Below are 14,052 nucleotides of genomic sequence, written 5' to 3' on the forward strand. Positions count from 1 at the left end.
TCATTAGGTTAATGAGACTTTGGGAGAATCGATGAATCAAAAATTTTTCATAACCAATGCGTTATGTGTTTTTTTTACACTAACTGTATCCATTTTTACACAAAAAAATAAGGTAGCAGGTTTTATGAAATTTATCTTTACCTTTTTACTGTTTAGTATCCCAATATTTGCAAAACCAAGTCTTCCGATTTCTTTTGAAGAAAATAATCTTTTTGGTTTTAAAAACAAATCTGGAAAAGTGATTATTAAACCGCAATACCAACATGCATTGGACTTCACCAAAGAAAAGGTAGCTTTTGTAGTAAAAGAAAACCAGTGGGTATGCATCGATACAAAGAATCAGGTTTTATTAGAAACTTTTGTGTATGATAATGGACCCGATTATTATTCAGAAAATCTAGCTCGCTTTGTCGAAAATAAAAAATTTGGATTTTTCGATTCACGTTGTCGGAAACAAATCTCTGCCGCTTACGACTTTGTTTATCCTTTCGAGAATGGACTTTCCATCGTATGTAATGGCTGCGAGTCAATCCCGGAGGGAGAACATAGCCGGATCGTTGGCGGAAAATATGGGGTTATCAACAAAAAAGGAAAAGTTGTCATTCCTATCGAATGGGATGCAATCGAATCGATTGATTTCAAAAAGAAATCAGCTACGGTGATATCCGACAAAACAAAAAGGAAAATTGATTTTAAATAGAAAACTAAAACAACTTTTGAATTTATAACAATTCACCCTCATTCATTTAGAATGGAATTTAATAAATTCCATTCTAGTACTTTTACGGTTGGTTTTGGGAACCTCGTCCCTTTGTACTACGACACAAATCAAAATACCTGTGACATTTTTTTAACAGTTACAACGATGGCAGTGACGGGCAACATCCGAACTATCGGATTTCTAAAAAATGAGCAGGAAATTTATAATTGGTCTATTGATTCTTTGTAGTTGTTCGCCGATTGCACAAGATACTAATACAAACATTGCCACGAAAGGAGAAATCGATTTAAGAAACCAAGATTTTCATAAAGCGATTCCCCTCAAAGGAGAGTGGACTTTTGATTGGGAAAATTTAAATCCGCCTCAACTTACGACCTCTACTAGTCAAATCAGCCAATACGCTACTGCAAAAACATCCAAACCAATGAAAAGTTTTTTACGAATTGGTGAGAGATGGAAGAACCATTTTAACGGAACTGGTTATGCAACGTATCAACTCAAAATCCTATTTCCAGAAGCCGCAAAAAAAAATATTTATGCTCTTCGATTTTTTCAAACGGGAGGGGCTGCTATGTCCGTTTATGTGAATGGAGAATTGGAACTTGAACTTGGGAAAGTAGGAACATCGAAAGACTTAATGATACCTACTCGCAGCTCCGGAGTCGTTTTACTTCCCCACCCTAATCTCGAAACCAATATTCTTGTGCATATATCCAATTTCTATCATGACGATGGTTCCTTTTGGTATCCACCCACTTTAGGATCATACAAAAAAATCAATACTCAAATATTCAATGAAGCAATAAAAGATGCCTTACTTACTGGTGCACTTATTTTTATGGCCTTCTATCATTTTACAGTTTTTATTTTCCGAAGACATAAAACCATTATTTTCTATTTCGGATTGTATAGTTTCATCATCGCATTACATTCTATATCCTTAAATGGAGATTCATTATATTTTCTATTCCCTAATGTTCCTTATCGATTGGCATTTGCTCTATCGCTAATTTTTTTCCTGGCGATGCCAAGTTATCTTTTGTTTTTATACCAAAGATTTCCTGAAAATTTTTCAAAACCCATTATCACGTTTTTTATCATTTCTTGCACAAGTTTATATATTTTTGTATTGATAACTCCTTCTGAATTGGGCTCACAAACAACCATTTATGGAATTTCTCTGACGATTCTTGCTTTATTTTATTCTATTGTTTGTATGATCCATGCTGTTTATCAAAAAAAAGATATGGCGATCCCGCTACTTTTGATTCAGTTTTTTTTATTCCTAAGTGCGATCAATGACACTTTATACTTATACGGGATTTTGAATTATTTTATGATTCTCAAATATTCCTATTTATCGACTGTTTTGTTCCAATCTCTTGTTTTAGCATCTTACTTTACTAAATCCTTTCTTAAAAATGAAATACTAGGAAAGGAACTTTCCTTACTCAACGAGTCATTAGAAAAAACCGTTATCATTCGTACCAAAGAATATAAAGATGCCAAACGAGTCGCAGAAGAAGCCAACCAATGGAAAGATAAATTGATCTCTCTTGTTGCACACGACCTTAGATCACCATTAAGCACAATTTACTCTGCACTAACAATTATTTCAGACAAAAACTCAACCGAAGAAGAAAAAACCCATATTTCAAAACAAGTTTTTGTTATTTTAGAAAATACTATGGCGACAGTGGAAAACCTTCTGAATCTTAACAGATTTCGATTGGACCAAGGCCAAATCCATTTGCATTTATCTGAGATTCAGTTGTCAGAGATAATCAAACCTTTAGCCGATTCTTTTACTTTTGACTTAAAAAAGAAGTCATTACAGTTAGAAATAGAGATTCCCGAAACAACGACTGTTTATGCTGAAACTTCCCTCCTACTTGAAATTCTTCGGAATTTGATAGCTAATGCGATTAAATTTAGCCATCCGAATGGATGGATCAAAGTAAGTATCAATCATCAGCAAATGTTCACAGAAATTTGTATCGAAGACAATGGCAAAGGTATACCAGTCGAACGACAAAAAGATTTGTTTTCAAAACCCATGACATCTCTTGGTACAATGGGAGAAAAAGGGTTTGGGATTGGGCTTAAACTTTGTATTGAATTAATGCGCCTTCATGGGGGGAGCATCCATTTCCAATCAGAGGAAGGGAAAGGAAGCAAATTTATATTAGAGTTTCCAAATAAAACTTAGTCCATCCGGCTACCTATACAAAAAACACAGATTAGGTGAATTAAATCTCAAGAAACCAATGCAGTTCTTAGGCATTAGCTAACTTACGTTCATTCAATTTGTATAAATAGTAAACAATATGAATCGATGTTAGAAGACAAATTCATAACAGATTGATAAAAAGACTTGTCAGACCTGAAAAACTAAAACAACAATTCAGCTCAATGGAAAAAATCACCCGAATGCTTTTTCTATTTTTGATGACCACAATAACGTCCTGTGTAACAGAAAGCATTGGGAACAAAAATGTAACTAATCATTTTGAATTCTACCTAGACACAAGTAAAGAAATTCCCTTCACCCAAATCCTAAAAACTGAAACTTGGTTCCAAATATCCAATACTCAACTTTCTTTTAATTTTACTAATGATGTTATTTGGCTTCGAGGAAAAACAAACGATATTCAGTTTGCAAAAGGAAGGATTCTTTCTTTAGATTGGAAAGCCCTAGACTCTGCCATTCTTTATTATCCAGTAAATCAAAAGGAATACAAAACATTTGAAACAGGAGATATGATTCCTAAGTCAAAGTGGACAATTCCCGATGCACTTTTCCCTAGTTTTCAGATTCCAAACAAAAAATTTGGAGATTATTTCTACATACGAATCCAATCCAAGTCATTAATTTCTTTTCCTATTCGTTCGATGGATGAAAGAGCATTTAACAAACGAAATATTTTAGAAACAGCAATCATTTGGATGATCTTAGGTATTTGTGCAGTAATGTTTGTATTTGCTTTATTCTATTTTTTTGCTTTTGGATTAAGCGAGTTCTTCTTTTATGCAGGATATGTAGTCTGCACTGTACTCTGGTACAATGGACAATATGGAAATGCTTATGATGTATTATGGCCAGAATCTCCCTGGTGGCAAAACAAAGCCATACTAGTATTTTCTACTCTTGGCATCCCTTTTTCTTTTCAATTTGTGAGAATGTTTTTAAATACAAAAGTAAACAATCCAACGATTGATAAGATTTTACTGTTCATGGGAATCATTGCAATGTTTTGAATCCCAGCAATTCTAACCTCTTATACAACAAAAATTTTTTCAAAGGAGAAAAACGAATCCTATTCTTTTTGATTAGCTGGGGATCTTATTTTATTGTGAGTTACAATACGATGTTTTACTTTTTGGGGATCCTGCCGTATTCAACTCCCCTTCTCTATTCTGCTGTATTTATTTTTCCCATCGATCTGTTTTTTCTATTATTCAATCTTTTACAAAAATATGAAACACTAGAAGGGGAACGAAATGAAATCCTCCATCGAATCCTTACATTAAATATTGATTCAAATCAAAACAAACGGTATTTGAAATCTAAGTTAAACTCCATCAATACAGAAGAAACACTTGCAAATCTAGAATTTTGGATGCGAGAATCAAAACCATATCTAGATGAAAAACTCGATTTAGAAATTGCATCAATGGCCATTGGGCTTACAGTCCAACAAACTTCCGAACTACTCAACTCCAAGTTAGGTGTTAGTTTCAGAAGTTATCTCAATTCTTTCCGAATTACAGAAGCTAAAAAAATATTAAAAGAAAACCCTGAAACTTCTATACTTTCAGTCGCTTATACTACCGGATTTGGTTCGAAAACGGCCTTCAATGTTGAATTTAAAAAATCAACTGGTATGAGTCCTTTGCAATACAGACAATTAGGTGAAACTAACAATTGAATTAACTTTTATGGGCCAAACACGGGCAAACCTTGGTAAACCTGACTGACTGCCGTTACACTGAGGGCAGAGCCAAAGACACGAAATCCATCAATGCCACCGTGGTAATAATACCCTCCTCCCCAACTTCCGAATGTAATTCTTTGTAATATAGTACTTGCCGGACTAACATTCGTTTGTGATCCTAAAAAGCTTCCATTTGCGTAGTAAGAGGAATTCGTTCCATCGAAAGAAATACAAATATGCGTCCAAATTCCTGCAGGCGGAGCAAAGGTTTGCTTAGCGCTATAGAAAAGTAACCCTGTTACGCCCGCTGTATTTTGTAATCCAAACCCACAAGCATTATTAAAAAGTGTGCCATAAGAAAAAATTAATTCCTGAACACCAGTCCCTAGAAGTGCATCTGGTTTGAGCCATATACAAATGGTTCTAGGTGATATCCCACTTGGCAACATACTATCTCCCCCTATTTGGGAACTAATATCTGTTGTATTGAGATGTATTGCCCCATTTGGATCACCTTCATATCCAGTAGTGAAAGTCAGAGATGAACCTGCTGTTAGTGTTAATGGTTGGATGCCTGAATTCTCAAAAGATCCATTCGTAAATTTTAAATGGACAAGTGATCCCATTTCAACACCGATTCGCAAGGTTGTACTTGTATCTCCATTACTTGTTGTCGCAGTGACCGAGTAATCCGTATAACTTGAAATAGTCGTTCGTGAACCACTGATTTCACAAGTTTCATTTTGTATCGTTAGTCCTGTCGGCAATGCCGGTGAAACCTTACAAGAGAAAATTTGACTGCATAGATTTGTTTTAATGAAAACTGGGAAATTTTGTCCCAAAAGGTAAGTGTTTTGCGGATAATACAAAGAAGTAGTTCCAACACAAGGGATACAATCCTTACCTTTTAAAATACATGCAAGAATTTGAGTTTCCTTAAATTCACGACTGTATACGTCCCCAGCATTGCTCAAATCGGAAGGGTTACAACCAAAGGCAGAAAACGAAAAAAAGAACCAAACAAAGATTAATTTATATATTTCGCCAAGTTCATGGTTATCGCAACAGATTCTACTTTTCATCTTGGCAGAGGATTATAGTAGGAACACAGAGACAAGTCGCCCCGATATATATTTCAGAACATAAATTCAGAAACTGATGAATCGTTTTTAGCTATAGCAAGGTCTTGAGGCGGGTTTGATGAAAAGAAAAGTAGGATGGATATAAAAACAAACAAATAAAGGGTCACTTCTCAGTGAAATCTCAATTTGTTTGTTCTAGGCGTTATCTAATTTGAAAATTTAGTTCCAATTGTTTGTTTTTGGTTTTGCAATATTCACTTTTAATTCGCGGTTTAGAATGTTCTTACCGTTTAAGTCGTTGATTGCATTATCTGCTTCTCTACGTTCTTTCATTTCGATAAATCCGAAACCTTTTGATCCACCGGTGTACTGGTCGGTAATGATTTTAGCAGAAGATACTGCGCCGTGCACTGAAAAAAGTTCATTTAACTTGTTTTCGGTCATCTCGTAAGATAGGTTGCCTACATATATATTAACTGACATTTGATTTCCTCAAATTTTGATTTTGACTCTTCAATTTTAATGAATTAGAAACGACTTTCCATAGAGGAAATTAGGTAAAAACAGAACGAAAATGCAGGGGAAAACTTTAAGGGAGATCAGAATGCAAAAAAGTTAGGACTACTTAGAGGTTAAAAAAACGTATATACTTTGAATCTGTTACCATCAAAATGTATAGCCAAATAAATAGCAAGGCAAAATGAATCTTTCTAAAAAGAACTCCTTTCGGATTTCATTTATTTTTTGTTTTGCGAAATATAGAATATTTCAAAATAATCAACTTTCCAATTCAATTGCCGAAATATCTTGATAAAATTCCTAATCATACCAAAGTTCCATAAAGCGACGGGTTTCCCTAATGAAGAGATTAACACTACCCTTGGTATTTTTTTTCCTCTCTTCCTGTGGATTGCCTTCGCTTGTTAGAGATCCACTAGAATATCTAACCTTCCTTAAGTTTTTCCTTGGACCACAATTTACTGGACATAATATTGGTGGTGTTGTCTCAGGCCTCCTTCCCGGAACATCGGTAACGGTAACAAACAACCAAGAATCAGTTACAGTTGCCACCGATGGAAATTTTACATTTCCGACAAAACTCAGTTCAGGCCAAAATTATAATGTCAGTTTTGTTACCAATGGTGCCGGACTCACATGTTCCATTGCCAATGCCCAGGGTGTCGTCCAAAGTATCGATATAACAAACATTAGTATCACCTGCGGACTTGGTGCCAACTTTTATGAAGTAGGTGTAAATGTTTCAGGACTCAGTGGCTCTATTACCGTCCAAAATAACGGAGCAGAAACTTTAAACATCGGAACGAACGGACTTACAAAATTTACAACCCTCATTGCCACTGGATCCAATTATGCGGTGACCTTGACAGCAGTGCCTATGGGAACAGTTTGTTCGTTTGATGATCCCACACTTACTGTAGGGACAATGGCAGCTGCAAATGTTACTATATTTATCACTTGTGTTAATGGATATATCGTAGGTGGGAACATCCACCCCGCTGCTAGTTCCGATCTCGGGACAAGCTTAATCGGAAGGCAAACATTCGTTAAAACTATAGCAGGTTCTTTTCCAATGAATGCGGGTGGAGGCGGTGCCATCACGGGTGGAGCGGTTGCCACTGCTAGCCCAACAGCTGCTCGTTTTAATGGCCCCAAAATGATCACCACTGATGGTAGTTTTATTTATGTTGCGGACACAATGAACGCTGTCATTAGAAAGATTGATAAATCCAATGGAACTACAACGATCCTTGCTGGTGGTAATACTGGAGGGGGAACTGTATGTCCAGGTACTGTCACTACTAATTGCCAAGATGGAGTCGGAACCGCAGCTCAGTTTAATGCAATTACAGGTCTCACAACAGATGGTAACAATTTATTTGTTTTAGAAGCAAGTGGGAACCGAATTCGAAAAGTAAATTTAGCAACTGGCGTTGTTTCCACTTTCGCCGGATCAGGAAGTGTAGGTTCGACCGATCATACCTCTGGAATATTAGCCTCTTTCAATAATCCTTCTTGGATTTCTCTATATAATGGAAATCTATATATTGTTGATCGTTCCAATTGTACCATTCGGGTAGTCAATCCAGTCACAACGTCCGTTAGCACTCTTGCAGGTGGTGCCACGTTATGCAATTTTACAAACAGTCCCATTGGAACAAATGCTCGCTTTGTGTCACCAATTGCTGTGATCGGACTTGGAGGATTTCTCTATGTAACGGATATTGGTCTCGGTGGCGGACATAAAATTCGTAGGATTGCCCTTACAGGAACGAATGCTGTCGATACCATTGCCGGAGATGGAGTACAAGCTTCCACAGATGGAATCGGAACTACGGCCCAGTTTAATGATCCTCATGGACTCACCACAGATGGAACCAATCTATTTATCTCAGAATGGTCTGGACATAAAATCAGACATTTAAACCTAACTACAAATAAAGTCACTACCCTTGTCGGCAGTGTCTCTGGTTATTCTGATAATACTGGAGGAAACGGACTTTTGAATTTTCCTGGTTTTCTTTTGTCTGATGGTTTGAATGTTTATATTGCAGATACTGGAAACCATTCTCTCCGAAGTATAGAACCATCAGAAGTTTTACGATATACATTTGATGGAGACACTAACGACTCAATTGGAACTAACAATGGCTTAGTGATGGGAGCCCCCACTCTATCGATGGATGAAAATGCTCTCGTTACTGGAGCATACGAACTTCATGGGGGTGGTGACTTCATTCAATCCACATCCAGTATCACACCTCAGATTTCAGATAACCTCACTATCTCTGCCTGGGTATTTCCTGCGGGGGGCGGAGGTTCTCAATTTATCTTTTACAACGGACAAGGTGGCACCAATGGATTTGGACTCTTGATTGATACGATGGGTACATCGAGAAGATTGTCTGTTTCGCTAGGTGCTGTTGGACCAAGTGGCAATACAACAGCGAGGTTACCGCTAAACCAATGGTCGCATGTGGTACTCCAACGTTCCTATCCGAACTGGAAAATCTACATCAATGGATTACAAGATCCATTGGTTTTTTCGACAAACCCAAATCTTCCCTCAGGTACATTCAAAGTGGGCGATGCAGGGAATGGTTTTTATTTCAAAGGGAAAGTATCTGATGTTCGTTTTTTTAAAGGAGCCATCGATGATGAGTCAATAAGACGAATGGCTGTTCAAATACCTGCAGGACTTATCACCTATTTCCCGTTCAACGGAAATGCAAAAGACTATGGCACAGGACAAAATGATTTAACAATCAGTGGTGCCACTGCCACCACTGATCGCAATGGGAACCCAAACGGAGCTTACAGATTTAATGGGGCTTCCTATATGCAAAAATTAAGCCCCAATGGTTTACCGGCAGGGTCTAACCCAAGAACCATTTGTGCCTGGTTTAATAAATCGAGTTCGCTCGGCGAATATATTGTGGGATATGGTTCCTTTACAAATTCACAAGGAAACGGGCTTGTTGTTTCTGATACCGTTACAGGTATGTTTGGTGTTTCAAACGATGTAACAATCTTCCACGAAGGTTTTCGGAACCAATGGATGCACCTTTGCGGAACTTATAATTCCCCAAATGTTGACGTTTATGAGAATGGAGTGATCCGAGTTTCGGAAGCAAAAACCTGGTTTACGATCCTTGGACCTAGCCTGGAAATAGGAAGACGTCTCGATGGACTTGCCAACTTTACCGGAGACATTGATGAAATTAGAATCTATGATCGTGTTCTCAGTATTTCGGAAATCAGAACTCTCTCTGGTGCTTATCCCACTCAAGTGAGTAGCTGGAACCAAACTCCTGCTAGTAGTAGCATGAAGTTATTTCTCATACCTGAAGCGGCTTCCTTTGGACCAGGAGCTTGTAGTGGAGGATCCAATTGTATAGGGATTGTGGATGACCGAAGTGGAAATGGTCTTCATGTGAGCCAAGGCATTGGTACCCAACAGCCTGTATTTAATGCCACTGGAATCAATGGATCGAAAGGTCTACGTTTTTTTAATTCAACAGAAACGTATTTATCTAGAGCATGTACTCCAGAATTAAACTCCACTGCAAACTCAATCTTTGCCGTGTTTAATGATATGAATGGTTCAGGAAGCGATGGAATTTTTCAAAACGGATTAGGTGGTAAATTATTCTATTTGCCTGATGGTGGAGGAGGGAAACTTGTCAGTTTGTTTGATCAGCAAGCCAATACGGCAAGGTTAATTGCCAATTCTTCTTTTTATTCAACCAACACAACAACACTCTTGTCTCTTGAATACAATGGAACTTCAGGGAATCTATTTAATGGCGGTATCTTAGTCAGTTCTTCTAGTTCTGGCCCACCTACGTACAACTGTCTTAGTGGAAACCTTGATATCGGTAGGTATTTTTGGGGAGGAGTGCCCCCACTCGGTGCCGATTATTTTGATGGATTTATGGGTGATTTGATTTATTTTGATCAAGTCCTCACCTCAAGTGATAGAGAAATAGTAGAGTGTTATCTTTCCAATAAATACAGCCTGCCAGTAAGCCATTCCTGCCAATAAGGAGTGTGTGTTTCGATTCAAATGACATTTGGCGATACAGAAAAGTATTCTGTAATTAAAATCCAAAATTATAGATATAGAATTAGATCAATAAAAAGTTTATTTTTAAAACGAGTATCTGCTCTCAGAAAAAAAATCACAACTTTATCCCGTTTTTCTATTTCCGACATTGACAAAAAGCCATTTAGTCAATAAATTATAATAATGAGATCAAGTTTATTACTAGTTTTATTTTTAGTATTCATTCTTGGATTTACATGTAAGACCGAAAATATTTGCAACGTCAATGATTCCGAGAAAAAATGTGGCTTAACAAACATCATTCTACAATCAAACTGTGAGGTGTCGCCATTTCCACCGGCAGTTCCACAAAATCTAACCATATCTCCCAAAAACGGACAGATTGTACTTAAATGGGATTCTAGTTATTGTGCAAACCAATACCAAGTGTATTGGTCAAATTCTCCCAATCTATCAATCCTCAATGCTAACAAAATGACAACAAAAGAGGCAACATTCACTCACACGGGTCTAACCAACGGAACCATCTATTATTATAAAATTACCGCAGAAAACATCCTGAATCACAAGGAAAGCCTTCCTTCCGTAGAAGTATCGGCCTCTCCTACTATTGCGACTTTAAAAACATTTGTCACAGCTATTGCCTATTCGGTTCCTGCCATTGGAAGTGTAGCAGGAGCTGATACGATTTGCAATAATGATGCAGGTAAACCAGCCGGTAGCTCTCTATACAAGGCGTTGCTTGTCGATGAATCTGGGTGTAGCTCCAATCCTTGCAGAAGAGCATCCGTAACTGCCAATCTTGGAGATGGACAAATTGACTGGGTTTTAAAACCAAACACTAACTATGTGAGATCAGATGGAGTCACGCCCATTATGACAACTAATGCCAATGCTTTATTTATATTTGGTACTTTGACAAATAGCTGGTCTGCCACTGCATTCACAGGAATTAGTGGCATGTCTGGTTCATGGACAGTTTTTTCTGGACTCACTTGTTCTAATTATAGTTTAAATTCCGGTTCCGTTACAACAACTCAATACAACCAAACAGGAAGTGGTTCGCTTTCAAGTGCATCTCTTACTTGTGGAAACTCCTACTATTTACTTTGCGTGGAACAGTAAAATTTCTATTTTGGTTCACTTCATTTTTAATCATTATGATTTGAAATCCACTGGCAGACATTTCCCATTAATCCCAAATCCTATATTTATCGAAACAAAACGTTTGTTAGAAGTGCTGATCCATAAAGCCCTAATCCATAAACTGTGTGAATGGCTAAGTTTCTTAATCGAACTTGGTAAGGTTTGGGTGTTTTGGAGGCAGCAAATCCAATCCCCATAGCCGGTTGCATCAATAACCAAGGCGCCACAATGGTTCCAACTCCCACAAAAATTGCCGGTAACATCTTCGGATTCTTCAACCACCCTTCACCCCAGATCACAGGCAAAAGAAGTGATCGTATATTGCCGAGGACCTCTTTGCCTCTTATCTGTTAATGCAATGAAACTTTTGCAATCACGCGAAGTGAATGTTTTTCGTTATGAAGGTGGATTTAGTGGTTGGGAGTCTCTTGAAAATAAATAATAAAGGGAAGCAAAGGTTTTTACGAAAAAAACTTCAATCCTTAAAGAAATTGAATTTTTAACTGGTAACTTGTATAGATATAGTATTCACCTTACACAATCATCTAACTTATTTTAAATTATTGACTTTCTTCTTTTTTTAATTAGAGGATGTGTGACCACTGCTTCTTAGCGAAACTGTCATGTGAATACAATTCTAGCACAGATAAACAAAGAGTAACATTTTGATGAATCCAAAGGCAACTTCCGTTTGATTTTTTCGCATCGAATCAATTTTCGAAAGTGGATCAATTTCCTTTAAGAAGAACTGCTTTGAAATTGGAATCCGTATTGGTGTTGGTTTTCAAAAACCCCGAGTTTGATATTACCTATCTTTTCTAACGGACTTGTAATTTGCAAAAGAGAGTCTGGGCTCACATGTAAATATATCATTGTACTTTTGATATCAGTATGAACTGTAGCATATTTTTGTATTTTCGATAAGGTTCGAATTTTCTGAAAAGCAGCTTGGATCGTGCGAGGACTGATGGGATTATTTTTTCCCTTTTGTGAGAAGAATAAATACGATTTTGGATTATACATCTCTAGATATTGCCTTAAAAGCAAAGCTGTTTTGTTTGACTGTCGTAAATTAAGAAAAAAATTATTTATGTCGATTGGTTGTAAATCCAAAGGAGATTTTTGAAAGTATCTTACTAACCTAGACATACACAACGTATAACTTCGTATCGTCTTTTGTGCATAACCATGAACGATCATATCGGAAATCATTTTATCTTTTAACATACCCATAAGTACAAAGGACAGAATGTACATGAGAATAAAAAGAAATTAAAATGATTTTATGGTATATCTAGATTGTTTTCATTTTTTCAGTAATTCGATAATTTTTTGGTGTCCATTTTCTATAGCTAAACTTAAGGCAGTTTCTCCCTTTTTATTTTTGAGAAGGGGGTTCGCCTTATTTTCTAATAGAATTTTTACGATTTCCAGACTTCCATCTCTTGCTGCTAAAATCAATGGAGTTTGGCCTTCCATAGAATCTCCACGATTGATGTCACATCCAAGTGATATCAATTCTCTGACGATTGTATCGTTTTTAACTAAAACAGCCACAATCAAAGGAGTTTGGCCAAATTCATTGAATGCCTCTAAATTTGCTCCATTCTTTATGATGGATTTTACAAAATCCAAAGACCCGCCTTGGATTGCCCAAAAAAGGGGAGTATATTTATGTTCGTCTACTTCATTAACGTCCACACCCGTTAGGCGGAGAACATCAAATAGAAAAACATGGTTTTCTCTTGCTGCGTAAATCCAAAGCAATTTTCTCCTGCGTGTATAATCTAAAAAGAATAAGGAGATAAAAAGAAATATTAATAAAAAAATACCGAAGGCCCTTTTGGCAGCGTATTTTGTATCAGAATGGAAGAAAAAAACAGAATTCTCTCCCAAAATACTAAGAACAGATTTGTATTTTTTAAAAATTAAATACACCAAAACAAAGTTAGTTGGCAATGTAAACGCTATCAAATAAGGAATGTTTACAATTTTCCCATTCCCGGCATATAAAACAAAATAAATAGGAAAAAGAAGGATCAGGAATCCATATATCGTTATACTCTGCGCGATGTATCCTTTTGTGGATCCACCTTTGGTAAGCAAAAGCCCTCTATGGAAACTCATTAGTTGCAACAATAAAGAGGAAAGGATAGCCCAAATGACCGAACTCAAAATTTGTAAAGAAGGAAGTGGTATGGGCATGTCCCAACGATTTTTAGTCATACCAACATAAAGACCCACAAGGATGGCAACACCACCAACGAGCCAAAGAGAAAAGAAAACACGAATCGAATGTCTTGCCCTTCTCATTCTTAAGGTTTTATCTTCAACGATGTCTTCTTCGCCAAGGATATCTTCTACGGCAGAGGCAGCACGTAAGGTTCCAAAAACAGAGACCGCAATATAATAACAAAGAAACGAAGCGGCTAGGAGATTTCGTTTCCAAGAAACATCACCGGATATATAACGAACAAAAACGATCACAAGAAATGCCAAAATTGGCGGTGTAAACAAACGAATGATCGAAATCAATCCGCCGCGAAATGGGTTCATCTCAGGAAGGTTTTTGTCTCTATCCAT

General features: G+C 37.0%; 12 protein-coding genes. 7 read left to right on the forward strand and 5 right to left on the reverse strand.

Annotated elements, in window-relative coordinates; translation table 11 throughout:
* Window positions 1–124: 124 nt before the first annotated feature.
* From ND811_RS18240 to ND811_RS19680, 4 genes are all read left to right on the forward strand, one after another.
* Window positions 125–700, forward strand: coding sequence for a WG repeat-containing protein (locus ND811_RS18240; protein ID WP_265353442.1), 576 nt, complete (start codon window positions 125–127; stop codon window positions 698–700).
* A 208-nt stretch (window positions 701–908) separates the two neighbouring features.
* Window positions 909–2,930, forward strand: coding sequence for a sensor histidine kinase (locus ND811_RS18245; RefSeq protein WP_265353441.1), 2,022 nt, complete (start codon window positions 909–911; stop codon window positions 2,928–2,930).
* Window positions 2,931–3,151: 221 nt separating this feature from the next.
* A complete protein-coding gene (locus ND811_RS19675; RefSeq protein WP_265365547.1) occupies window positions 3,152–3,979 on the forward strand; it encodes a 7TMR-DISM family protein in 828 nt (275 codons plus the stop codon).
* On the forward strand, window positions 3,976–4,650 hold the full coding sequence (locus tag ND811_RS19680; protein WP_265353439.1) for an AraC family transcriptional regulator: 675 nt from the start codon (window positions 3,976–3,978) through the stop codon (window positions 4,648–4,650). The genes ND811_RS19675 and ND811_RS19680 overlap by 4 nt, the downstream gene beginning before the upstream one ends.
* Before the next feature lie 8 nt (window positions 4,651–4,658).
* Here the strand turns inward: ND811_RS19680 and ND811_RS18260 are convergent, their stop codons facing one another.
* Window positions 4,659–5,738: a LamG-like jellyroll fold domain-containing protein gene (locus ND811_RS18260; protein ID WP_265353438.1), complete on the reverse strand. Its 1,080-nt coding sequence runs from the start codon at window positions 5,736–5,738 to the stop codon at window positions 4,659–4,661.
* A 219-nt stretch (window positions 5,739–5,957) separates the two neighbouring features.
* Window positions 5,958–6,221 (reverse strand): RNA recognition motif domain-containing protein, encoded by a 264-nt coding sequence (locus tag ND811_RS18265; RefSeq protein ID WP_265353437.1) that lies wholly within the window; start codon window positions 6,219–6,221, stop codon window positions 5,958–5,960.
* 376 nt (window positions 6,222–6,597) lie between these two features.
* Here ND811_RS18265 and ND811_RS18270 point away from each other — a divergent pair, with 376 nt between their 5' ends.
* Both ND811_RS18270 and ND811_RS18275 read left to right on the forward strand, forming a co-directional pair.
* Entirely contained in the window at window positions 6,598–10,302 is a 3,705-nt protein-coding gene (locus ND811_RS18270; protein ID WP_265353436.1) for a LamG-like jellyroll fold domain-containing protein, read from the forward strand.
* A 204-nt stretch (window positions 10,303–10,506) separates the two neighbouring features.
* A complete protein-coding gene (locus tag ND811_RS18275) occupies window positions 10,507–11,448 on the forward strand; it encodes a DUF1554 domain-containing protein (protein WP_265353435.1) in 942 nt (313 codons plus the stop codon).
* 86 nt (window positions 11,449–11,534) lie between these two features.
* Here ND811_RS18275 and ND811_RS18280 read toward each other — a convergent pair whose 3' ends face one another.
* Entirely contained in the window at window positions 11,535–11,768 is a 234-nt protein-coding gene (locus ND811_RS18280) for a DUF2938 family protein (RefSeq protein ID WP_265353434.1), read from the reverse strand.
* 11 nt (window positions 11,769–11,779) lie between these two features.
* Here ND811_RS18280 and ND811_RS18285 point away from each other — a divergent pair, with 11 nt between their 5' ends.
* Entirely contained in the window at window positions 11,780–11,911 is a 132-nt protein-coding gene (locus ND811_RS18285) for a rhodanese-like domain-containing protein (protein ID WP_265353433.1), read from the forward strand.
* 296 nt (window positions 11,912–12,207) lie between these two features.
* On the opposite strand, the gene ND811_RS18290 is transcribed toward ND811_RS18285, so the two are convergent.
* A complete protein-coding gene (locus tag ND811_RS18290) occupies window positions 12,208–12,696 on the reverse strand; it encodes a phage integrase N-terminal SAM-like domain-containing protein (RefSeq protein WP_265353432.1) in 489 nt (162 codons plus the stop codon).
* A gap of 78 nt (window positions 12,697–12,774) precedes the next feature.
* Window positions 12,775–14,052: an ankyrin repeat domain-containing protein gene (locus tag ND811_RS18295; protein WP_265353431.1), complete on the reverse strand. Its 1,278-nt coding sequence runs from the start codon at window positions 14,050–14,052 to the stop codon at window positions 12,775–12,777.

The organism is Leptospira soteropolitanensis (assembly GCF_026151655.1).
GTDB lineage: Bacteria > Spirochaetota > Leptospiria > Leptospirales > Leptospiraceae > Leptospira_A > Leptospira_A soteropolitanensis.